Origin of the sequence: Micromonospora sp. NPDC005254 (assembly GCF_042872525.1) — a bacterium.
GTDB lineage: Bacteria > Actinomycetota > Actinomycetes > Mycobacteriales > Micromonosporaceae > Micromonospora.
The window spans coordinates 61,854-83,463 of sequence record NZ_JBIAKM010000007.1; the positions used below are offsets into that span (position 1 = coordinate 61,854).

22 protein-coding genes are annotated in these 21,610 nt (G+C 74.4%); 14 read left to right on the top strand and 8 right to left on the bottom strand.

The window, feature by feature from the left end; all coding sequences use genetic code 11:
* Nucleotides 1-40 precede the first annotated feature (40 nt).
* From ACFYPR_RS21670 to ACFYPR_RS21680, 3 genes are read left to right on the top strand one after another with little or no spacing between them, the layout of a single operon-like run.
* The gene (locus ACFYPR_RS21670) at nucleotides 41-979 is read left to right on the top strand and encodes a lysylphosphatidylglycerol synthase transmembrane domain-containing protein (protein WP_363939998.1); all 939 of its coding nucleotides are present in this window, start codon (nucleotides 41-43) and stop codon (nucleotides 977-979) included.
* A gap of 57 nt (nucleotides 980-1,036) precedes the next feature.
* Complete coding sequence (ribA, locus tag ACFYPR_RS21675) at nucleotides 1,037-1,735, top strand: GTP cyclohydrolase II (RefSeq protein WP_387262012.1); 699 nt, start codon at nucleotides 1,037-1,039, stop codon at nucleotides 1,733-1,735.
* On the top strand, nucleotides 1,732-2,424 hold the full coding sequence (locus tag ACFYPR_RS21680) for a dihydrofolate reductase family protein (protein ID WP_355069204.1): 693 nt from the start codon (nucleotides 1,732-1,734) through the stop codon (nucleotides 2,422-2,424). Before ribA ends, ACFYPR_RS21680 begins: the two co-directional genes overlap by 4 nt.
* 10 nt (nucleotides 2,425-2,434) lie before the next feature.
* Here the strand turns inward: ACFYPR_RS21680 and ACFYPR_RS21685 are convergent, their stop codons facing one another.
* Nucleotides 2,435-3,406 (bottom strand): RNA polymerase subunit sigma-70, encoded by a 972-nt coding sequence (locus tag ACFYPR_RS21685; protein ID WP_387262016.1) that lies wholly within the window; start codon nucleotides 3,404-3,406, stop codon nucleotides 2,435-2,437.
* A gap of 212 nt (nucleotides 3,407-3,618) precedes the next feature.
* Here ACFYPR_RS21685 and ACFYPR_RS21690 point away from each other — a divergent pair, with 212 nt between their 5' ends.
* Nucleotides 3,619-4,035, top strand: coding sequence for an SgcJ/EcaC family oxidoreductase (locus tag ACFYPR_RS21690; RefSeq protein ID WP_355069206.1), 417 nt, complete (start codon nucleotides 3,619-3,621; stop codon nucleotides 4,033-4,035).
* Nucleotides 4,036-4,077: 42 nt separating this feature from the next.
* Here the strand turns inward: ACFYPR_RS21690 and ACFYPR_RS21695 are convergent, their stop codons facing one another.
* Nucleotides 4,078-4,608 carry a hypothetical protein gene (locus ACFYPR_RS21695; RefSeq protein WP_387262019.1) on the bottom strand — a complete coding sequence of 177 codons (531 nt, stop codon included), beginning with the start codon at nucleotides 4,606-4,608 and terminating at the stop codon, nucleotides 4,078-4,080.
* On the bottom strand, nucleotides 4,601-5,968 hold the full coding sequence (locus ACFYPR_RS21700; protein ID WP_387262022.1) for a molybdopterin-dependent oxidoreductase: 1,368 nt from the start codon (nucleotides 5,966-5,968) through the stop codon (nucleotides 4,601-4,603). Before ACFYPR_RS21700 ends, ACFYPR_RS21695 begins: the two co-directional genes overlap by 8 nt.
* Before the next feature lie 237 nt (nucleotides 5,969-6,205).
* Between ACFYPR_RS21700 and ACFYPR_RS21705 the strand changes: the two genes are divergently transcribed.
* Nucleotides 6,206-7,270, top strand: a complete 1,065-nt coding sequence (locus ACFYPR_RS21705; protein ID WP_355069211.1) for an NAD-dependent epimerase/dehydratase family protein — start codon at nucleotides 6,206-6,208, stop codon at nucleotides 7,268-7,270.
* Nucleotides 7,271-7,658: 388 nt separating this feature from the next.
* Here the strand turns inward: ACFYPR_RS21705 and ACFYPR_RS21710 are convergent, their stop codons facing one another.
* Nucleotides 7,659-9,152, bottom strand: coding sequence for a hypothetical protein (locus ACFYPR_RS21710; protein ID WP_387262024.1), 1,494 nt, complete (start codon nucleotides 9,150-9,152; stop codon nucleotides 7,659-7,661).
* A 145-nt stretch (nucleotides 9,153-9,297) separates the two neighbouring features.
* Here ACFYPR_RS21710 and ACFYPR_RS21715 point away from each other — a divergent pair, with 145 nt between their 5' ends.
* Genes ACFYPR_RS21715 through ACFYPR_RS21725 form a run of 3 tightly spaced genes read left to right on the top strand, consistent with a single transcriptional unit; the run spans nucleotide 9,298 to nucleotide 11,380 of the window.
* Nucleotides 9,298-9,972, top strand: coding sequence for a glycosyltransferase family 2 protein (locus tag ACFYPR_RS21715; protein ID WP_387262027.1), 675 nt, complete (start codon nucleotides 9,298-9,300; stop codon nucleotides 9,970-9,972).
* Nucleotides 9,969-10,649 (top strand): DUF2064 domain-containing protein, encoded by a 681-nt coding sequence (locus ACFYPR_RS21720; RefSeq protein ID WP_354860863.1) that lies wholly within the window; start codon nucleotides 9,969-9,971, stop codon nucleotides 10,647-10,649. Before ACFYPR_RS21715 ends, ACFYPR_RS21720 begins: the two co-directional genes overlap by 4 nt.
* Nucleotides 10,650-10,696: 47 nt before the next feature.
* Nucleotides 10,697-11,380: a class I SAM-dependent methyltransferase gene (locus ACFYPR_RS21725; RefSeq protein WP_387262449.1), complete on the top strand. Its 684-nt coding sequence runs from the start codon at nucleotides 10,697-10,699 to the stop codon at nucleotides 11,378-11,380.
* 12 nt (nucleotides 11,381-11,392) lie between these two features.
* Here ACFYPR_RS21725 and ACFYPR_RS21730 read toward each other — a convergent pair whose 3' ends face one another.
* From ACFYPR_RS21730 to ACFYPR_RS21740, 3 genes are all read right to left on the bottom strand, one after another.
* Nucleotides 11,393-12,406 carry a HAMP domain-containing sensor histidine kinase gene (locus ACFYPR_RS21730; RefSeq protein WP_354856116.1) on the bottom strand — a complete coding sequence of 338 codons (1,014 nt, stop codon included), beginning with the start codon at nucleotides 12,404-12,406 and terminating at the stop codon, nucleotides 11,393-11,395.
* Entirely contained in the window at nucleotides 12,399-13,091 is a 693-nt protein-coding gene (locus ACFYPR_RS21735) for a response regulator transcription factor (RefSeq protein WP_007461060.1), read from the bottom strand. The genes ACFYPR_RS21730 and ACFYPR_RS21735 overlap by 8 nt, the downstream gene beginning before the upstream one ends.
* A gap of 68 nt (nucleotides 13,092-13,159) precedes the next feature.
* Nucleotides 13,160-13,930 (bottom strand): HAD family hydrolase, encoded by a 771-nt coding sequence (locus tag ACFYPR_RS21740; RefSeq protein ID WP_355069184.1) that lies wholly within the window; start codon nucleotides 13,928-13,930, stop codon nucleotides 13,160-13,162.
* Between the two features lie 152 nt (nucleotides 13,931-14,082).
* On the opposite strand from ACFYPR_RS21740, the gene ACFYPR_RS21745 reads away from it, so the two are divergent.
* The 5 genes from ACFYPR_RS21745 to ACFYPR_RS21765 all read left to right on the top strand — a co-directional run bounded on the left by ACFYPR_RS21745 (nucleotide 14,083) and on the right by ACFYPR_RS21765 (nucleotide 20,224).
* On the top strand, nucleotides 14,083-14,817 hold the full coding sequence (locus ACFYPR_RS21745; RefSeq protein WP_354856114.1) for a hypothetical protein: 735 nt from the start codon (nucleotides 14,083-14,085) through the stop codon (nucleotides 14,815-14,817).
* 16 nt (nucleotides 14,818-14,833) lie between these two features.
* Nucleotides 14,834-15,415 (top strand): SLATT domain-containing protein, encoded by a 582-nt coding sequence (locus ACFYPR_RS21750; RefSeq protein WP_354856113.1) that lies wholly within the window; start codon nucleotides 14,834-14,836, stop codon nucleotides 15,413-15,415.
* Nucleotides 15,416-15,428: 13 nt separating this feature from the next.
* Entirely contained in the window at nucleotides 15,429-16,037 is a 609-nt protein-coding gene (locus ACFYPR_RS21755; RefSeq protein WP_354856112.1) for a dTMP kinase, read from the top strand.
* Nucleotides 16,038-16,049: 12 nt separating this feature from the next.
* Nucleotides 16,050-17,339, top strand: a complete 1,290-nt coding sequence (locus tag ACFYPR_RS21760; protein ID WP_354856111.1) for a DUF4147 domain-containing protein — start codon at nucleotides 16,050-16,052, stop codon at nucleotides 17,337-17,339.
* Nucleotides 17,340-17,440: 101 nt separating this feature from the next.
* Nucleotides 17,441-20,224: an Hsp70 family protein gene (locus ACFYPR_RS21765; RefSeq protein WP_387262031.1), complete on the top strand. Its 2,784-nt coding sequence runs from the start codon at nucleotides 17,441-17,443 to the stop codon at nucleotides 20,222-20,224.
* 18 nt (nucleotides 20,225-20,242) lie between these two features.
* On the opposite strand, the gene ACFYPR_RS21770 is transcribed toward ACFYPR_RS21765, so the two are convergent.
* Nucleotides 20,243-20,674 (bottom strand): Rieske (2Fe-2S) protein, encoded by a 432-nt coding sequence (locus tag ACFYPR_RS21770; RefSeq protein ID WP_354856109.1) that lies wholly within the window; start codon nucleotides 20,672-20,674, stop codon nucleotides 20,243-20,245.
* 190 nt (nucleotides 20,675-20,864) lie between these two features.
* Between ACFYPR_RS21770 and ACFYPR_RS21775 the strand changes: the two genes are divergently transcribed.
* Nucleotides 20,865-21,437, top strand: a complete 573-nt coding sequence (locus ACFYPR_RS21775; RefSeq protein WP_354856108.1) for a nucleosidase — start codon at nucleotides 20,865-20,867, stop codon at nucleotides 21,435-21,437.
* Nucleotides 21,438-21,610 lie beyond the last annotated feature (173 nt).

Here is a 21,610-nt window from a genome sequence, read left to right on the forward strand (position 1 = left end):
ACTAGAGGGAGTGGACGATCTTCAGGGAGGACCGGCGTCGATGGTGTGGGCCTGGGCACGAGTGGTCGGCGGGGTGGGCCTGCTCGCCGCCCTGCTGTGGCAGGTGGGCGGCGGCCCGTTCCTCGCCGGCGTACGGCTGATCAACGCGCCGGCGCTGGCCGCGGCCCTGCTCATCGGCGTGCTCACCACGGTCTGCGCGGCTTGGCGGTGGAGCCTCGTCGCCGGTGGCCTCGGCGTACGACTGCCGCTGGCGACCGCGGTGGCGCACTGCTACCGGGCGGTGTTCCTCAACGCCACGCTGCCCGGCGGGGTGCTCGGGGACGTGCACCGGGCGGTACGCCACGGCCGCGACGCCGGCGACGTCAGCCGGGGCATCCGCGCGGTGGTCTGGGAGCGTACCGCCGGTCAGGTGGTCCTGGTGGGTGTCGCGCTGGTGGTCCTGGCGGCGTTTCCGTCGCCGGTGCGGCCGTACCTGCCCGCCACCGCCGCCCTGCTGCTCGCGGGCGGGCTGGCCGTCGTGCTGCTGGCGCGGCGCCTGCCCGGCGGCGGCCGGTCCCGGTGGGCCCGAGGCGTACGCACCGCCGTGGCGGACGTGCGGTCCGGGCTGCTGGCCCGGCGTACCTGGCTCGGCGTGCTGGTCGCCTCCGCCGTGATGGTCGCCGGGCACCTGGCCACCTTCCTGGTGGCGGCACGGACCGCTGGTTCGGACGCTCCGCTGACACGGCTGCTGCCACTGACCCTGCTGGCCCTGCTCGCCATGGGTCTGCCCCTGAACGTCGCCGGGTTCGGACCCCGCGAGGGAGTGGCCGCGTGGGTGTTCGGCGCGGCCGGACTCAGCGCGGCCGAAGGTGTCGCCACCGCCACCGTCTACGGTGCCCTCGTGCTGGTGGCCAGCCTGCCCGGCGCGGCCGTGCTGCTCGCCCGGCGGGCCCGCAATCCCGCCACCGCTCGGGAAGCTGCCTCCGGCGGCGGCTGTTGAGTCGTGGTGAGACGGTACGCGTCGTCGCCTGTTGGCGGCGCCGGACAAAGGAGTCCCATGCCCGAAGCACTGCCGGTCGCCACGGTCCGTACGCAGGTCACGGTGCCGCTGGCGTTTCCCGACGGCTACACCACCACCGTCCGGGTGTTCACGTTCAAGGGCCTCATCGACGGTCGGGAGCACCTCGCTCTCGGCCTGGGTGACTGGGCCGGGGCGCTGGACCGGCTCGCCGCCGGTGGCGAGCCGCCGCTGGTCCGCCCGCACAGCGAGTGCCTCACCGGTGACGTGTTCGGCAGCCAGCGCTGCGACTGCGGGCCGCAGCTGCGCGAGGCGGTGCAGCGGATCGCCGAGACCGGTGGGTTCCTGCTCTACCTGCGCCAGGAGGGCCGGGGCATCGGCCTGTACGCCAAGCTCGACGCGTACGCCCTGCAGGATGCCGGGCTGGACACCTACCAGGCCAACGTGGCGCTGGGCCGGGGCGAGGACGAGCGCGACTACAGCGCCGCCGCGCAGATGCTGGCCACCCTCGGCGTGCCGCGCGTGCGCCTGCTCAGCAGCAACCCGGACAAGGCCGAGCAGTTGACCCGGCTCGGCGTGGACGTCGTCGAACGCGTCCCCACCAGCGTCTTCCTCTCCCCGGCCAACGCCGAGTACCTCGCGGCGAAGGCCGCCAAGGCGGCGCAGACCGAGGCGGCGGAGACCGAGGCGGCGGAGGCGCCGGCGGGTCGTACCCCTGACCGGCCCGTCTCCCGATGATCAGCCGGCCGTACGTGCTGCTGAGCTGCGCCGCCTCCCTCGACGGGTACATCGACGACGCCTCCGACCAGCGGCTGCTGCTGTCCAACGAGGACGACCTGGACCGCGTCGACGCGGTACGGGCCAGCTGCGACGCGATCCTGGTCGGCGCCGCCACGGTCCGCCGTGACGATCCGCGCCTGCTGGTGCGCTCCGCCGGGCGCCGGGCCGAGCGGGTGGCGTGCGGGCGGCCCGCCTCGCCCACCAAGGTGACCCTGACCGCCCGGGGGGATCTCGATCCGACCGCCCGGTTCTTCACCGCGGGCGATCCCGACCGGCTGGTCTACTGCGCCAGCGGTGTGCTGGACAAGACCCGCGAGCGGGTCGGTCGGCTGGCCACCGTGGTGGACGGGGGCGAGCCGGTCGACCCGGGGTGGGTCCTCGCCGACCTGGCGGCGCGGGGTGTGCGGCGGCTGATGGTGGAGGGCGGCGGGACGGTGCACGCGCAGTTCCTCACGGCCGGCCTCGCCGACGAGCTGCACCTGGTGGTCGCCCCGTTCTTCGTCGGCGACCGCCGGGCGCCCCGGTTCGTCGGCGAGGGAAGCTTCCCCTGGCACGCGGATCGCCGCGCCCGCCTGGCCGAGGCCCGCCAGATCGGCGACGTGGTGCTGCTGCGCTACGCGCTCTCCGACCGCTTCGGCGAGTCCTGACGCCCGCCGCTCAGCCCAACGTGGCCGGCACAGCGAAGGCGCGCAGCACCGCCGGGTCCTGGAAGACCACGTTGTGCGCCACCCTGGCCGACACGACGGTCAGCACCTGCACCGTATGCAGGCGGTACCCCGGGCCGTCCTGCCGACAGTACGCGGCGAGGGTCGGCTGACCGTTCGCCGCCGTCGGCAGCACCCGCCAGTCCCGGCCCCGCAGGGCGAAAACCCGGGACATGAACCGGCCGTACGCCGCCCGGCCCGAATACCAGAGGGGGACCGGCGGCATCTCCAACACCGCCGTGTCGGTGAGCAGGTCGACCAGCGCGGGCACGTCGGCGGCCTCGAACGCCCGCACGTACCGGTCCACCGTGGCGCGTGCCTCGGGATCGTCGGCCTCCCGCACGGCGTCGTCGCGCAGGCCGGTGTCGGCCAGCCCGGCGCGTGCCCGCTGCAGGGCGCTGTTCACGCCGGCGACCGAGGTGCCCAGCTGCCCCGCCACCTCGGCGGCGCTGAACCGCAGCACGTCGCGCAGGATCAGCACCGCGCGCTGCCGCGGCGGCAGCAGCTGCAGGGCCGCCACCAGCGCCAACCGCAGGCTGCTGCGCCGCTGCACCACCATCTGGGGGTCATCGGTGCCGGTGAGCCGGGCGTCCGGCAGCGGCTGGAGCCAGGGCACGTCCATGCGCGGAGTCAGCGGCGCGTCCGCGTCCTCGCTGGGCGGGCCGAGACCGGTCGGCAGCGGTCGTCGTCGGCGGCCCTCCAGCGCGGTCAGGCAGGCGTTGGTGGCGATCGCGTAGAGCCAGGTACGCGGCGTGGCCCGGGCGGCGTCGTAGCGGTCCCGCGCCCGCCAGGCCCTCAGCATCGTCTCCTGGACGACATCCTCGGCCTCGTCGACGGCGCCCAGCATCCGGTAGCAGTGCGCCAGCAGTTCGGGTCGCAGCCCGGCCGTCGTCGTCACGAAACCGTCGCCCGCCAGCACATCCATGCGCCACCTCCACCGGCAGCATGCCAGCGCGGCACGCTCCCCGCCCAGCTGCGGGCGCGGTGAGAAATGCCCACCGCCGGCAGCGATGAGTTCACTGCCGCTCGCCGGTATCCCCCTGTGAGACGTGCCGTCGGCCCGCGCCCCGTTGGTGCGGCGCGGCACGTCCAGCGCGGCGTCGGATCGACGGCGCCACCGACAGAGAGGTCACCCGCATGAGCAACACCTCGCTCGCCCCGAAAGGCGACGCGCCAACCGCCACCGATGCCATCCTCGACCTGTTCCGGCGCCTCTACGCCGCCTGGGGCGACAACGACGCGGACGCCTTCGCTGCCCTCTACCGCCCGGACGCCACAGTGGTCATGCCCGGTGTGCTGCACCAGGGCCGCGAGGCGGTGCGGGCGCACATGGCCGCCGGGTTCGCCGGACCGCTGAAGGGATCCCGTGGGGTCGACGAGCCACTGGACATCCGAGTGCTCGGAGAGACCGCGATCGTCGTGAGCGCTGCCGGCATCCTGATGGCCGGTGAGGACGAGCTGCCGACGGAGCGGCGTCGGCACGCCACCTGGGTCCTGCACCGCACGGACGGCGCCTGGGCCGTCGCGGCGTACGCCAACGCGCCGGCGGCCTGACCGCTGCGGGCGCCCGACCGGCAGGCCGGGCGCCCGGGGCCGTCAGCGCCGGGCGCGGGACGCCGAACCGCGCCGGCCCAACGCCGCACGCAGGCCGTACGTCGCGCCGCTGAGCAGGAAGAGCGCCGCGCTGAGCACCAACCAGCGCACCAGGTACGGCCGCTGGGTCAGGCCGGAGGCCGCCTCGTGGGTGGTCTCGCCCCACCGCAGGATGCCGGGGGAGAAGACCACGAACAGCAGCGCCGTGCCGAGCGCCGGCACCCGCAGGTGGTTGAGCAGCGTGACACGATCGCGTACCACCGCGCGCAGCACCCGGTCGGCGCTCGCGTACACCGGGAACAGCACCAGGTCGTGGGCGATGACCGCGCCGACGAACCAGAGCAACATCCGGCTGAACGTCGCCTCCTGCGCCAGCCGCAGCGCCACCCAGCCGGCGAGCACGATGGCCGCCGTCACCAGGACGAAATGCCACGGCGCGGCGCCGTAGGCGGCCCGCAACCGCCCGGCCCGCCCAGCCGTCGGTCCGGCCCGTCCCTCCGTCGGCCCCTCCCGTCCGCCGGCCCGCTCAGCCATCGGCCTGACCCCGGAAGTCGATCTCGGTGACCCACTTCGTGCAGTGCACCCCGGGCAGGGCCGGCACGATGACCCGAGCCGGGTAGCCGTGGTCGGGGGCGAGGTCGACCCCGTTGACCCGCAGGGCGAGCAGCGAATCCGGATTGAGGACCTGGTTGGCGGCGAGCACCGCCGTGCGGAACAGCCCGGCCTGCTCCAGCGACGACACGCGCGCCGAGGCCGGGTCCGCGACCCCGGCGAGCGCGGCCAGGTCACGAAGACGGACGCCGGTCCAGGTCTGCCGGGTGGACCAGCCCTCCACGCAGGAGATGGGTAGGGCGGCGGTGTGCTGCGCCATGGCCAGCAGGCCGGGCCGGTCCAGGGTCACGGTCCGCCCGCCGCCCCGCAGCGTCAGCCGCCAGCTCGCGTCGGTCTGCTCGGGGCGTACGCCGGCGGCGGCGACGGTGCGGTTGACCGGAAAACCGTTCGGCCCGGTGCCGGGCTGTCGTCCACGGGGCAGCAGCAGCGCGGTGCGCCGCAGCGGGCCGTCCAGGCTCTGCCCGATGGTGAGGACGGCCAGCAGCAGCGCCCCGCCGCCGACCAGGCCGACCGCGCCGCGCCGGCTGACCGTGGCCGGCCCGGGTTCGGCGGCGACCAGGCCGTCCGGGTCGGGCGGCTCGGGTCGTGTCGCGGCGCGCGGGGTGCGCAGTTCCGCGCCCAGCGGGCGGGACCGCAGCGCGGTCACCAGCCGGGGAAACTTGATGATCACGTGCGCCACGAAGGCGCCGGTGAAGATCCAGGCCCCGAAGTAGTGGGCGGTGTAGAAGTCGAAGCCGAACACGTACGAGTACTGGATGTTGAGCAGGCCGGTGGCGATCTGGAACAGGATCCCGCCGACCAGCAGCAGCAGGGTCAGTCGTTCCAGCACCTGGGCCAGCGAGCGCGCCGGCGGCCAGTCGAACAGCTTCGGCAGCACCGACCACAGCTTGCCCAGCACCACCGGGACGAGCACGATGCCGAGCGTCACGTGCAGCCCCTGGGTGACCCGGAACAGCCAGGACGGCCGGGTCGGCCAGTCGAAGGCGGGCAGCCGCAGCCAGCCCACGTTCGCCGGGAACGCCTGGTCGAACTGCGGGCTGTAGGCGGCGTAGTCGAGCAGCCCGGTGATGATCACCAGTGGCAGCGCCACCAGCAGCACCGACCCGTAGACGGCGGTGAGCCAGGGGCCGCGCAACGGGCTGCGCCAGCTCCGTTTGACGGCGTCCACACCCGGTGGGCCGTGCTGGGCCAGCCCGCGCCAGAGCCGGCGCGGAGCGCCGTAGCCGTCCGCGTCCGTTGCCCGGGTTTCGCTGCCGCTCGGGCCGGGTCTGCTAACCGGCACCCGCTGCCCCTTCCTCGCCGTCACGCGCCGTTGTCGTCCACACCGGTCGGCCCGGCCGGGCGCGTGGGCCGGTGGCGGGCACTGCCGGCAGGTTAGACCGCAGGGGTACGGCCGGGCCGGGTTTACCGCATTACCGAACGCTTACCGGGGCGTCGGCGCCCGCCGAGCTGTTGCGAACTCCTTACGGGTCCGCCGAACCGGCCCGCCGGGCGTCCCGTCCGCCCTACCGTGACCGGCATGCGCGTACTGGTCACCGGCGCGGCCGGGTTCATCGGGTCGCAGGTCGTCGACCTGCTCGTGGAGCAGGGCCACGAGGTGGTGGCGCTGGACGCGCTGCTGCCCCAGGCACACGGCGGCGAGCTGCCCGCCTGGTCACGCGGGCACCAGGTGGTCCGCGGCGACGTCCGGGACGGCCCTCTGCTGGACCGGCTGCTGACCGGCGTGGACGCGGTCTGTCACCAGGCGGCGATGGTCGGCCACGGCCTCGATCCGTCGGACGCCCCCGACTACGTCACGCACAACGACTACGGCACGGCGGTGCTGCTGGCGGCGCTGCACCGGGCGGGGATCGGTCGGTTGGTGCTGGCCAGCTCGATGGTGGTCTACGGGGAGGGGCGCTACGCCTGCCCCGAGCACGCCACGGTGCGCCCCGCGCCCCGCCGGCCCGAGGACGTGACGGCCGGCCGGTACGACCCGACCTGCCCACACTGCGGCCGCGGACTCGATCCGGTGCTCGTGCCGGAGGACGCGCCGTTGGAACCCCGCAGCACGTACGCCGCGAGCAAGCTCGCCCAGGAGCACCTGGCCGCCGCCTGGGCCCGGCAGACCGGCGGCGCCGTGTGGGCGCTGCGGTACCACAACGTCTACGGCCCCCGGATGCCCCGCGACACCCCGTACGCCGGAGTGGCATCGATCTTCCGGTCGGCGCTGGCGGCCGGCGTGGCGCCGCGGGTGTTGGAGGACGGCCGGCAACGGCGCGACTTCGTGCACGTCACCGACGTGGCGCGGGCCAACCTGCTGGCCCTCACCAGCAGCGCGCCGCCGGCCACGCTGGTGCCGGTGAACGTCTGCTCGGGCGAGCCGCACACGGTCGGAGAGCTGGCGGTCACCCTGGCCGAGGCGATGGGCGGGCCGGCCCCGCAGGTGGTGGGTGGGGCCCGCGCGGCCGACGTGCGGCACGTGGTCGCCGACCCCCGCCGGGCCGTGGAACTGCTCGGCTACACGGCCCGGGTCGGCTTCGCCGAGGGCGTGGCCGGCTTCGCCACCGACCCGCTACGGGAACCAGCCGCCGTCGCAGGCTGACCGCCCGCCGCCCGCCGCCCGCCGCCCGCCGCCCGCGGCTGGTCCACGCCGAGTGGTGCGCGCGGTGGTGCTGCTCGCGCGGCGCGGTGTGTCGAGCCGGCGGTGGTGCTGCTGGCTCGGGCGGTGGTGCTGGCTCCGGCGGTGGTGGCTCGCGGTGATTGGCGCGCGCGACGAGCCGGTACGGCCAATGAGCGGTATGACTGTGAGTCATATTTATGACTCACAGTCATACCGCTCAACGGAGTGGCAGGCCGGGCGGCGCGGGTGGCGGCGCGGCCGGGCGGTGCGGCGCGGGTTGCGGCGCGGCCGGGCGGTGCGGCGGTGCGGCGCGGGTTGCGGCGCGGCCGGGCGGTGCGGCGGTGTGGCCGGGGCGGTGCGGCCGGGGTGGTCAGGAGACAGTCCAGACCAGGTGGTTGACGGCCAGCGCGGTGAGCGCCTGCGCGGCCAGCCACCAGCGCCGGGACCCCGTCGGCAGGCGGGCGGTGGCCACCAGCAGCCACACGACGAACGGCAGCCAGATCCGCTCCACCTCGGCCTTGCTCAGCCCGGACAGGTCCGCGCCGAGCACCGCCACCAGGGCGGCCAGCGGTAGCAGCACGGTGGGGCCGGCTGCGCGTACCGCTGCTGCCGCAGGCGTGGCCAGCCGGCCGACGGCCCGCCACCCGCGCGCGGCCGCGCCCGGCCCGAAGCGCGGCCCACCCGGCGCCGGTCCGCCCGGCGGGGTGGGGGCACGCGCCGGCAGCGCCGCGCGCAGCCCTGGCCACGGCGACCGTGCGGCCGACAGCACGCGGCGCAGCGCCGGCCCGAGCACGGGCCCGGCGCTGAGCAGCAGCGCGGCCAGGTTGGCCCACACCCAGTAGGCGTACGGGCGGTCGGCGGCCCAGCCCTGGTAGTACCGCTCGACGACCAACTGGTAGCCGACCCACCAGTGGAAGCCCGCCGCGCCGAAGGCCGCCGTCACGGCCGCGACCCCGACGGCGGCGGCGAGCAGCGCGCCCCCACGGTGCGTACGGCGCAGCGTCACCACGGCCAGCGCGAGCACGCCGACCAGGAGGAACCCGTACGACAGGTACAGCGCGAACCCGAGCACCGTCCCGCCGGCGAGAGCGGCGACGCGGCCACGGACCGCCAGCAGCGCCAGGCCGGCCGCGACCACGGCGGCGAAGATGCCGTCGGCCGAGGCGCCCACCCAGACCGCCCCCGGCAGCAGCACCAGGAACGGGAGCACCGCGCGGGCCGCGTCGGGCGCGCCGAGCGCCCGCAGGGTCACCGGCACCGACACCGCGACCGTGGCGCCGACCAGCACGCAGGCCAGCGCGGCGGCGGCGCCTCCGCCGAGGCCGATGCGGTCCAGCCAGACGAAGATCAGCAGCGCGCCCGGCGGGTGCCCGGCGGTGTGCGTGGACCACGCGTCGGGTTGGAAGTCGACGATCCGGCCGGTGAAGCCGGCCAGCATCGCCGGGATGTCGGTCACCCCGGGGACCTCGTGCAGGTACTCGGCCTGCGGGGTGAGCCGCCGGGTCAGCCCTGCCGTCCAGCCGTCCACCAGGGCCAACGACAACGTCCAGGCGACCGCGGTCAGCCACGCGGCAGCCAGCAGGACACCCCACCGGGCGGTGCGGGCCCACCGCGCTCCCCACCCCACCACCGCGACCGCTACGGCCAGCGCGGCGGGGCTGCCCCAGCCGACGTGCGGCCGCCACGTCGCGTACAGCGGAGCGGCGTCGGCGTGCAGCCCGGCGCCGCGTGCGTTGAGCAGGGCGCCCACCAGCACGGCGGCGGCGAGCAGCGCCGCCTCCACGCCCAGTATCAGGAGGTCGCCGGCCCGGCGGCGGGGCGGGGTCCGCCCGGGGGCGGCGGCGAGAGTGGTGGTCGAGGCCATGACCACCGGACGGTACGGCGACAGCCCGCCCTCGCGCTCGCCAATCGGCGGCCCGTCACCGGACGGTAAGAAATGCCCAGGTGGTAAGGGTTCGGTAAGCACATTTCGGCCTCCGCCGCGGGCTTGCCGCCCTAGCGTCGGCGGTATGCCGACTGAGATCGACGTGGTGCTGCCCTGCCTGGACGAGGCGGCCGCCCTGCCCGGCGTGCTGACCGCGCTGCCGCCCGGCTACCGGGCCATCGTGGTGGACAACGGCTCGCGCGACGGCTCGCCCGAGGTGGCCGCGCGGCACGGCGCCCGGGTGGTGCACGAGCCCCGGCGCGGCTACGGCGCGGCGGTGCACGCCGGCCTGGAGGCCGCCGACGCCGAGGTGGTGTGCGTCCTCGACGCCGACGGGTCGTTCGATCCCACCGAGTTGCCGGCCCTGGTCGCCCCGGTGCTGGCCGGCACCGCCGACCTCAGCGTGGGCCGGCGACGGCCGGTCGGGGCCGGGGTGTGGCCGTGGCACGCCCGCGCCGGTACGGCGCTGGTCGCCGCGCTGCTGCGCCGTCGGGGCGTACCGCTGCGGGACCTCAGCCCGATCCGGGTGGCCCGCCGCGAGGCGCTGCTCGACCTCGGCGTCACCGACCGAGCCTTCGGCTATCCCCTCGAACTGCTGATCCGGGCCGCCGCCGCCGGCTGGCGGATCTACGAGCTGGACGTCACCTACGCGCCCCGGGCCGCCGGCACCCGGTCCAAGGTGTCCGGTTCGGTGCGGGGCACCCTGCGCGCGACCCGTGACTTCGCCGGGGTGCTGCGTGCCGTGGAGGGCCCCCGGTGACCGTTCTGCTAGTGGTCGCCAAGGCGCCCGTCGCGGGGGCGGTGAAGACGCGGCTCTGCCCACCGGCCACCCCGGCGCAGGCGGCCCGGATCGCGGCCGCCGCGCTGCGCGACACCCTCGACGCCGTCCGCGCCACCCCCGGTGTCACGCCGGTGCTGGCCTGGACGGGTCGGCTGACCGAGGCGGAGGACGCCGCCGCGTTGACCGCCGCGCTGGCCGGCTGGGTGGTGCTCGACCAGCGCGGCGTCGGCCTGGGCGATCGGCTCGCCAACGCGTACGCCGAGGTCGCGGCGGCGTACCCGGGTCGGCCGGTGCTGCAGATCGGGATGGACACCCCGCAGGTGACGCCGACCGGGCTGGCCGCGGCGGTGGTGCGGCTGGGCGCCACCGACGCGGTGCTCGGCCGGGCGCGCGACGGCGGCTGGTGGTCGCTCGGGCTGCGCGACCCCCGGCACGCCCGGGTGTTGCGCGACGTGCCGATGTCGACGCCGGACACCGGCCACGACACGTGGGCGGCCCTGACCGGGCGCGGCCTGCGTACCGCGCCGTTGCCGGTGCTGCGCGACGTCGACGAGTGGTCCGACGCCCTCGCGGTGGCCGTCGAGGCGCCCGAGGGTCGGTTCGCCCGACAGGTCGCGGCGGTCCGCCTCGCCCTGCAGCCGGGAGGTCGGCGGTGAATCCCGTCGACACCGCCCCGATCGAGGCGCTGTCGACGTCGCCTGCGGTGCCGGCGCGGGGGCACGACGGGTCGTCGGCGGGCACGGGGGCGGATCCGTTCGCTGCCGCCCTCGCCGACCGCGCGGCCCGGAGGCGGTGGCTCGTGCACGGCGACGGTGTCCGCAGCCGGCTACCGGTGGACCGCTGGCACGGACCGGCCGAGCCGGCGGTCGCCGGGCTGGTCGAGCGGTGCGCCGGGCCGACACTCGACCTCGGTTGCGGGCCGGGGCGGCTCACCGTGGCGCTGACCCGGGCCGGGCGGACGGCGGTCGGCGTGGACGTGTCCGCGACGGCGGTGCGGCTGACGCGGGCCCGGGGCGCGGTGGCGGTGCACGGCGACCTGTTCGAGCCGCTGCCCGGCGAGGGCCGGTGGGCGCACGCGGTGCTGATCGACGGGAACATCGGCATCGGCGGTGAACCGGTCGCGCTGCTGCGCCGCTGCCGGGAGCTGCTCGCACCCGACGGAACGGTGCTGGTCGAGCTGGAGCCGCCCGGCGCGGGGCTGTGGCAGGGCCTGGCCCGGGTGGCCGCCGAGCAGCGCGCCGGCCGGTTGCTGCTCGGCCCGGCGTTCCGCTGGGCCCGGCTGGACGCGCGCGCCGTGCACCCGGTCGCCGACGCCGCCGGACTGGCGGTACGGGACGTGTTCCGGCGGGGGCGACGCTGGTTCGGCGAGCTGGCAGCGGGACGCTGACGCCGCGGGGCGTCAGGCCGTCGGGAGGCGGACCACGAATCGGCAGCCGCCGACGACGTTCTGCACGTCCACCCGGCCGCCGTGCGCCTCGACCAGCCCGCGCACGATCGCCAGCCCCAGCCCGCCGGAGCCCTCCCCACCGGAGCGGGGCGTACGGGCCGGCTCACCCCGGAACGCCACGTCGAACAGCCGGGGCAGGTCGTCTTCCGGAATGCCGCCGCAGGTGTCGGCGATCGCCAGCCAGGCGGCGTCGCTCTCGCATCCGGCGTCCACCCGTACCGTGCCGTCGCTCGGCGTGTAGTGCACCGCGTTGAGCAGCAAGTTGCCCACGACCCGGGCCAGCTCGGGCTCGCTGGCCAGCACGGTGGGCCAGCCCGACTCGGCGGCCACCAGGCGGATGCGGCGGGCCTTGGCCAGCGGCGCGGTGCCGGCCAACGCGTCGGAGACCACCTCACCGAGCGGCACCGCCGACAATGTCAGGCGCAGCGCCCCGGCGTTGATCCGGGACAGCTCGAACAGGTCGTCGACGAGTCGGGTCATCCGGTCGGTCTGCAGGCGGATCCGCCGGTGGTACTCGGCGACCGTCTCCGGGTCGTCGACCACCCGGTCCTCCAGCGCCTCGGCCATCGCCCGCAGGCCGGCCAGCGGCGTCCGCAGGTCGTGTGACACCCAGGCCACCAGGTCCCGGCGGCCCTTCTCGACCCGCCGTTCCCGCTCCCGGGCCTGGGCCGCCCAGACCGCGGCCACGGCCAGTCGCCGCCCGAAGTACCAGCCGACGCCGAGGCTCACGACCGCCGCCGCGGCGACTGTGAGCAGGACGACCTGGAGGTCGTGCGGAGACAGGAACATCGCCTGGGCGACCACCACCACCCCGGCCACCACGGCGGCCACGGTGACGGTGAGCAGGACGCACACGTGCACGGTGATCGACCGGTGGCGCAGCAGCCGCAGGGTGAGCGCGCCCAGCAGGCCCACGCCGAGCGCGGCCGTGAGCGCCGCCCCGAAGATCAGCGCCAGGTCACGCATCGGCTGGCTCGTACCGGTAGCCGACGCCCCAGACCGTGACGATCCGTCGCGGCTCGGCCGGGTCGTCCTCGATCTTCTCCCGCAGCCGCCGCACGTGCACGGTCACCGTGGACTGGTCGCCGAAGTTCCACCCCCACACCCGCTCCAGCAGCTCGGTGCGTTTGAACGCCCGCGTCGGGTGCCGCATCAGGTGTGCCAGCAGATCGAACTCGCGCAATGTCAGGGCCAGCTCGCGGCCGTGCAGCCGGGCGATCCGTGGCCCGGTGGCCACCTCCAGCCCCGCGTCGGCCAGCAGCTCGGCCGCCGGCGCGGCCGGCTCACCGGCCCGACGCAGCACCGAACCGACCCGCAGCACCAGCTCGCGCGGAGAGAACGGTTTGCCCAGGTAGTCGTCGGCGCCCAGTTGCAGGCCGAGCACCCGGTCCGCCTCGTCGCCGCGTGCGGTCAGCATGATGATGGGTACGCCGTCCGGCCGCTCCCGCAGCCGCCGGCACACCTGCAACCCGTCCAGCCCGGGGAGCATCAGGTCCAGCACGACCAGGTGCGGCGGCCGGTCCTGGACGGCCTCCAGGGCGGCCAGCCCGTCCCCGACGTGGCTCACCTCGTACCCGGCGTGCTCCAGGTAGCGGCACACCACGTCGCTGACGGTGCGATCGTCGTCGACCACGAGCACCCGCTGCGCCACCGGCCACCTCCCGGGCCAGCCTAGCCAGCGGAGCCGACGGCCCCGACCCGGGAGATCTTGCGGTTCGCTTACGGTGCCGCGACCGCCGTGCCCCACACCTGTCGAAGCAGCGCGAGCAGACCGTGCCCGTCCTCGATCACGGCATCGGGAACGAGTTCGGGATGTGGCGGCTCCCGGTCGGTCCGGGGCGACCGCATGAGGATCGCCGCCTGAGCACCGGCGCGGCGGGCACAGGCGATGTCCCGGTGCACGGTGTCACCCACGAACCAGCATTCGTCGATGGACACGTCGATGGCCCGCGCCGCCAGAAGTGCGAGCTGTGGGTTGGGTTTGCGGGGCCCGGCTTCGTCGCTGTAGAACTCGGCGGCGAACAGCTCGGACAAGCCGGCGGTGTTCAGGTAGTCCCGGTGGGCGGCGCCGCACAGCGTGTTGCTGACCACCGCCAGCCGCAGGCCGGCAGCAGCGGCGGCACGCAGCGCCTCCGGGATGCCCGGGCGGACCTCCCACTCGGCTCGCGAGGTCCAGGCGTACGCCAGTGCGGTCGCCTCCCGCTCGACGGCCGCACGGGCCGCAGGCGGCCATCGTGGCGTCACGAACTCGGCCCATACCCGCGCGTGCGGCAGCTCGACCGGGTCGCCTGTCGTGCCCACCTCGTCACGCCAATGCGCGTACGCGGTCGTGCCCTCGCTCAGGTCGGCGGCGATCTGCGCGTCGGAGACCAGCCCACCCAGGAGGTGCGAGAACCGGTCGACCAGCGCGGGCGGCGCCGGGGGCTGTGGCGGCGCGTCGACCAAGACGCCACCGAAGTCCAGCAGGAGCGCGCGAGGTGAGCGAAGCATGTCGGCAATCCTGCACCAGTACGCACGGGAAGGGGAGGCGAGCACGAGGTCGACCGTTTCGGAGGATGTGGAGCAGGGTCGCCTTGCCTACTCATCGGTGTCGCTGCAAGCTAGGCGTAGGGCACGCCGTAGGGGCACGGTGGGAGGTTCAGTTGGATCATTCGGTCGTCCGCTCGCGACTTGAGGGCCTGGTCGATGACGCGGCGTACCTTCCCGAGCGCGCTCTGGGCGTTCTGGCCACCATTCCGGCGATCGAGGAACAGCTCCGGGGAAGGAATTCCCGAAAGCGTGACTATTCGCTCCGGGACCACACGATCATGGTCTGTTCCCTGTTCGAAAAGTGGTTCAGTGCCGTCCCGCTGCCGCTTGGCCTGCGGCTGCGGGCGCTCCGACTCATGCTGTGCCTTCACGACATCGGTAAGCCCCGCGCTCTGGCCGAGGAGCAGAAGGGCCTGCAGCACGAATACACCCTGGCGGTCTGGTCGGATCTGCGGGACGCGCTGCCGATCAGTGATCGGGAGTGGGCCATCTGCCGAGGGCTCCTGTCCGACGACGCCCTCGGTCTGTACGTGCGGGAGAAGATCTCTCTGGACGAGTCCTGCGACCGGATCACGACCATGGCGTCCGTCGGTGGTCGTGCCGAGCCGGGGCCCTTCGTCGACCTGTTGACCATCTATTACCAGGTCGATGCCGGCGCCTACACGCGCGCGGCGTTCCTGCTCGATCCCGGCGAGTTCATCGAGAAGCCGAAACTTGAGGCGGTGTTCCTCAAGGACGCTGCGGGAGACCTCTGCTTCTCGCCCCAGAAGAACAGGTTCGTCTTCGCAGCGCCCGTCGAAGAACGACACCGGCGGTTGCGTGACCGCCTGAGCGCGGGCACTTCTTGACATCCGGAGGTCGGGAATGGACGACTCGACCAAGAAGCTCATCGCCGACTGGCATCGACGCAGCAGGCAGAGTCAGCGTGTGCAGTACGACACCGGTAACCACTACTCCCGCCTGAACAGCCTGATCGGCGGCACGACGATCGCGCTCTCCGCCGTCGTGAGCACGGGAATCTTCGCAACCCTCGCGGCCGACCCGGCACTCTGGATACGGATCGCGACCGGTGTCCTGAGTCTGTGTTCCGTGGTCCTGTCCAGTCTCCAGACGTTCCTCCGCTTCGAGCAGCGGGCCGATCGCTACCGCGCGGATTCGGCCAGGTACGGCGCCATCCGCCGGGAGTTGGAACAGATCATGGCGATCCCACCCGGACGTGACTCTGATCTGCGGGACGCGCTCGGTGCCATCAAGAAACAAATGGATGACCTGGCCCAGGGTTCGCTGACCATACCTGCCCGTGTGAAGCGTCGGGCAGTCCGGGATCTGTCCGCCAAACCGCGGCAGAACGTCCTGTTCACGCCGTTCGACGAGCGCCGTGCGGCGGAGTCCGATGCGCTCGCGCTCGACACCGGGCCCAAGGAGGTCGGTGCGGGATCGAACTAGGAGGGTGCAGTCGGTGCTTGTCGCGATCGAGGGAATGACCAATGCCGGGAAGTCCACGACCTGCGGGGCCGTCGCCGCGCTCCTGCGTTCCGACGGAGTGCCCTGCGTCGAACTGAAGGATCTCGTGGTCAGAGATCCGATCTCGACGCGGCTGAAGTCGATCACCAACCCGGCCAAGCTCGCGGACGAGCTGGACGCCAACACCGAACTCATGCTGTATGCCGGGCACCTCAGCCGGAAGGCCCACCTCCTGAGCAGGGTCTCCGCCGACGCGCCGGACGCCATCGTCATCGCGGACCGTTGGTCGCTGTCCGTCTCCGCCTTCTTCGTTCACGTGCGGGGCCTGCCGCCGGAGGTCGTGGCAGGGGTCACCGCCTTTGCCAGCAGGGGAATCGAACCGGACGTGACGGTCTTCCTCGATGTCTCGTTGTCGACCACGCTCGAGCGGAGCACACTCAGCCCGTTCAGCCGCAAGGACATCGGGCTGGAGTCCTACTGGACGGCGCTGCGGGCCGGATATCTCGACGGGCTGAAGGAGAGTCCGGGCAGAACAGAGGTCTTTTCCAGTGACCGCGAGGATCCCCGCACGCTCGCCCGCCGCATCGTGCGAGTCGTGCTCTAGGGACCTCAGACGATGACGCGGGGGCCTGTTGTGCGTTCGTTGCCAGAAGTCCAGACGTGCGTGTCGGTCGCGGCCGCCTGCCTGCCCGGTCTGCACGCGACGAAGCTGACCGCGACGGCGATAGATCGTGAACCGTTCCTCCATCCCGGGGTGCGCTCGGTCCGGTCCGTTACCGTCGGAAAGGCCGCGCACGAGATGGCGTCGGCCATCGTCGCGGCCAGCGGCACCCGATTTCGAGGCGGAATCTGCGTGTCGAAGTCCGTGGGCACGCCGATCCCCGGCGTGACCCAACTGGTGGGAGACCATCCCTTCCCGCGCAGCAACAGCCTCACCGCCGGCATCCAACTCCGCTCGTTCCTGACGTCAGGCGCCTACGACCAGCGCGACGTGATCGTGTTCGGCATCTCGGGAGGAGCGTCGGCGCTGGCGGTCCTGCCGCTGCCACCGGTCACTCTCGAAGACCTCACCGAGGTCACCCGGATCCTCGTGCTCTCCGGGGTGGACGTGACCACCGTCAACATGGTCAGGCGGTCGGTGTCCGCCATTCACAACGGCGGGCTCCTGTCGTACTCACTGGGTGCCCGCTGCTGCTCGTACATACTGTGCGACAACGTTCAGGTGGGGCCGGCCGGCGTCGGCTCGGGCATGACGTACCCGTCCGTCACGGATGCCGACGCGGTCGTCGAGATCATGCAGAAGGCCGAGATCCCGAGCAGGTTGACGGCGAACTTCGTCGCCGCGATGGAGTTGCGCAGAAGCAGGTTCGCCGGTCACGCGGAATGCCGGAACACCATGGTCGGCGATCCGGGGCTCGCGGTGCGGCTCTGCGCCGAGGAGGCGGCGCGTCGCGGGTTTCGAACCGACATCATCGGTAGCGCCCTGCAGGGCAGTACGCAGGATGTGGCGGCGCTCTTCGCCCGCCGTCTGGATCTGGCGACCCGCGACGGCGGGCCACCACCCCGGGTCGTGCTGGGCGGCGGCGAAGCCACCGTCAACGTCCGTGGAGGCGGGCGGGGCGGCAGATGTCAGGAACTGGCCTGGCGGGTGGCACGGCAGATCTCGGGCTCCCGCTCGACCTGCTTCGTCGCTCTGGCGACGGACGGCCAGGACTTCGTCGCCGAGGCGATGGGCGCGTGGGTCACCGGCGGGAGCTTCGGCCTGCTGAGCGACCTCGGCTACTCGTGGGAACGGGTCCTGGCCGACAACAACACCTACGAGCCGCTGGCGAGGATGGGGCAGATCATCGAGGCGGCGCTGACCGGCACCAACGTCTGTGACATCTACGCCCTGTTCCGCTGGTAGGCGCACTGCCCACCGAACCCGCACCGACTGATCGGTCCGGCGGCGCGGGCTGCGTACGATGCGGGGCTGGGTTTCCCTCGTCGCGGCGGAGGTATCGGCAGATGGCAGGCCAGCACGAGGGTTACGCCCTCGGTGTCGACCTCGGTACGTCCAACACGGTCGCCGTGCTGCGGTGGCCGGACGGGCGGACCCGTCCGCTGCTGATGGACGGTCAGCCGGTCAGCCCGTCCGCCGTGTACGCCGACCCGGACGGCACCCTGCACGTCGGGATGGACGCCCGGCGGTTGGCGCAGGCCGACCCGGCCCGGTTCGAGGCGAACCCGAAGCGCCGGGTGGACGAGCCGACCGTGCAGCTCGGTGACCGCGCGTACGCTCCGGCGGAGCTGCTCGCCGCGGTGCTGACGGCGGTCGGTCGGGCCGCGGTGGACGCCGTCGGCTTCCTGCCGCCGGCCGTGCTCACCTGCCCCGCGGCCTGGGACGACACGCGCCGGCAGGTGCTCGCCGACGCGCTGCTGCGGGCGGGCTGGCCGCAGGCGGCCGAGCACACCCTCGCCGGGCCGACGCCGCCGGGCACCCGGCTGCTGCGCGAGCCGGTGGCTGCCGCCCGCTACTACACGCAGGTGCTGCACCGGCCGGTGCCGGTCGGCGGCGCGATCGCGGTGTTCGACTTCGGCGGTGGAACGCTCGACGTCGCGGTGCTGCGCAACGAGGGCGCCGACCCGTGGGGTGACTCCGGCTTCCGCGTGGTCGCCGACGGTGGCCTGCCCGACCTGGGTGGTCTCGATCTGGACGCGGCGCTGGTGCAGCGGGTGGGCGAGCTGCTCGGCGAGCGGCACGCCCGGCGGTGGGCCCGGCTGGTCCGGCCGTCGGATCCGGCGCAGCGTCGCGACCAGGTCCGGCTGTGGGACGAGGTGCGCGGCGCGAAGGAGACGCTGTCGCGCTCGGCCGTGGCCCCGGTCGCGGTGCCGGGGGTGGCCGAGGCGGTGCGGTTGACGCGGGAGGACGTCGAGCGGGTGGTCGCGCCGCTGCTGCGCCGGGCGGTGCAGCGGGCCCGGGAGGTCATCGCCGCGGCCGGGCTCCGCCCCGACCAGCTCGCCGGGCTGTTCCTGGTGGGCGGCTCCTCGCGGATCCCGCTGGTCGCCCGGATGCTGCACGCCGAGCTGGGAGTGGCGCCGACGGTGCTGGACCAGCCGGAGCTGCCGGTGGCCGAGGGCGCGCTGACGGACCTTCCGCTGCGCCGAGCGCTGCCGGCGTACGCGGGACGGCAGGCCGCCCCGACCGCGCTGCCCGTACCGCCTCCGGCGGGCCCGCCGGAGCCGGCCGCCCCGGCTCTCGCGGGACCGCCCGCGCCGGCTGCGGCGTCGACCGCGCCGACCGTACCGTCGCAACCCGGGCCGGCGGCGGCCCGACCGGGCGGCCCGGGATGGCCGCCAGCGCTCGCGCCGACCGTGCCGGAGCCGGCGGGCGTCGCGGGCACGCTGGTCGGCGCGGCGGGCGCCACGCCGACGCCCACCCCGCCCGGCGGTACGACCTGGCGGCGGGCCCGTTGGGTGGTGCTCGGCGCGGTGCTCGCCCTGGCCGGGGTGGCCACCGCGGCGACGCTCTACCTGCTGCGGGACCGCTACCCGGACCTGGAGTTCGGATCGCTGGGCGAGCTGTCGAGGCTGCCGGCCGGCGCCGAACGGCCCAGCGGCATGTGGACCGCGGTGCTCGGCGACCGGGCCTACCTCGGGTACCCGCTGCCGGACGACCGGCTGGAGGTGGTCGCCGTCGACACCGGCATCGGCGACGAGCTGTGGCGACGGCAGACCGGCGTCACCGCCGACGACTGGGCCGGCCTGGTCGCCGTACCGGGGGCGGTCGCGGTCCTCGCCGACGCGCCGGGCGAGAGCACACCGCGTGAACTGGCCGTCCTGGACGGCCGCTCCGGCGCCCAGCGCTGGCACCGGGCGGTCCGCGGCGACGACGACGTCTACTTCTCCGACGACACCGCCGTGCTGGTGGACCGGGCCGCCGGGCGGCTGGTCGGCCTGCGGCTGGGCGACGGCACCGACAAGTGGAGCAAGCCCAACCCGCGTGACCAGTACGGCGGCGCGCGTACCGTCGTCCGGCCGGTGGGCACCGACGAGGCGGCGGGTGGGCCGGCGTACCTCGACGGCGGCGCCCGCGACCCGTGGACGGGCAAGGGGCGACGACTCGTGCAGGTCGGGGCGGACCGCTCGGCGCGGCTGCTCGACATGTCCTCCGGCTCGGTTCTGCGCGAGTGGGGCAACGTCGCCGACCTCGACGACCTGGTGGTGGCGCACGAGGACCGCCTCTACGTGGCCCCCACCGACGGCGGGTACCAGGTGCTGGCGTACGACCTGGGTTCCGACGCGGCGCCGGTGGTCCTCTACCGGGCCGAGAACGCGGAGTACCGGCCGAAGGCGCTGGTGGCCTGCGGCGAGCGGCGGGCCTGCCTGGTGCAGGTGCGCAACAGCGACGCCGAGCGCGCCGAGGTGGTGGCGGCGACCGAGGGGAAGTCGGCGATCTCCTGGTCGGCGCCGGGCGCGACCGGTCTGGTGCCGGTCGGCGAGCAGGTGCTCATCCAGCGGGAGTACCCGAAAGCGACGGTCACCCTCTTCGACGCCACCGGCAAGGCGGTGCTGGCCGACCGCCCCGGCGTAGCGGCCCGACTGGACGCCGGCAACCTGCTCGTCTTCGCCGAGCCGACCAGCACGGTGGCGGACAACCGCAGCGTGGCCGGCGTGTGGGCCGAGTCGGGCGCCGTCGACGAGTTGGGCCAGCTCGTCGACGTCCGCAGCGCGTCCTGCTCGTGGAACACGCGGGTGATCGCGTGCGGCGCGGACAAGGATTTCGTGGTGTACCGGTTCACCGACGACTGACCGCCGGCCGGGCAGCGGTCAGGCGCGGACGATGTCGGTGCCGTCGACCCGCACGGGGATCTCGGTGAGCCCCCGGCTGGCGGGCCCGCCCAGGCGGGCGCCGTCGCCGATCGCGAACGTGGAGTTGTGCGCCGGGCAGGTGATCACTCCGTCGCGCGGTGCGCCGACCCGTACGCCCTGGTGGGGGCAGGTCGCGTCGTACGCGGTGAAGGTGCCGGCCTCGGCCTGGACGACCAGGACCCCGTCGACCACCGTGCCGCCGCCGACCGGCACGTCGCCGGTGCGGGCCAGCACGGTGCCGGGGGTGGCGGCCGCCTGGTCGGCGGAGCTGTCGCCGCCACCGCAGGCGCTCAGCAGCCCCGCCGCGCCGAGGGCGCCGGCTCCGGTCAGCAGCGTCCGCCTGCTCAGGCACCACCGCTTGTCGCGGAGGAACTCCTGTCCGTCGTACACCCTCGTCACCTCTTTCGTCGACGGCCCGGACCCCCCGGCGGCGTCGCCGGTGATCGGCGGCGGTGTGCTCGGGTGGGCCCGATGGTCGCGGGACCAGCCTGCCGCACGTGCCTGGACGTGCGGTGAGACGAACCTGGATGGTGACTGGGTGCTGAGCGGGCCGGTCGACGACGGCCCTTAGGATGCTGCGGTGATTCTTCGGGGCACGGTCCGCGCCGATCGTCCGCTGGTGGTGCTCGCCGTCGGGGAGGAGGCCCGCTACCTGCCGCCCGACCTGCCGGTGCTGCTCACCGGCATGGGCAAGGTCAACGCCGCCAGCGCGGTCGCGGCGGTGCTGGCCGCCGGGCCGCGCCCCAGCCTGCTGCTCAACCTCGGCACGGCCGGGGCGCTGCGCCCCGGGTGGGCGGGCATCCACGAGGTCGCCACCGTGCTCCAACACGACCTGGACACGGCCCTGCTGCGCACGCTCACCGGCGAGACCTACGGGGCGCCGCTGGCCTTGGCCGCCGAGGGGGCGGTGCTGGCCACCGGCGACACGTTCGTGGCCGACGACGACGCGCGGGACCGGTTGGCCCAGCGCGCCGACCTGGTCGACATGGAGGGGTACGCGGTGGCGTGGGCCGCCGCCCAGGCCGGTGTGCCCTGCCGGTTGATCAAGCAGGTCAGCGACGAGGCGGGCGACGGCGCTGCCCGGACGTGGCGGGAGTCGGTGGACGCCTGCGCCCGGGACCTCGCCGACTGGGCCGGTCGGCACCTCGCCTGACCGTCGACTGTCATCCGGCGGGCCCTCGTGGTTGGAGCCCTCGGGTGGTTTCCTGGTTGCCGTGGTGGGGGACCAGGACGTGCCCGGCCAGCGTGAGGGCCACGACCGCGGTGACCAGCACCGGTGGCCAGCCCCCGGCCGAGCACGAACACCAGCGGCCCGCCGATGATCAG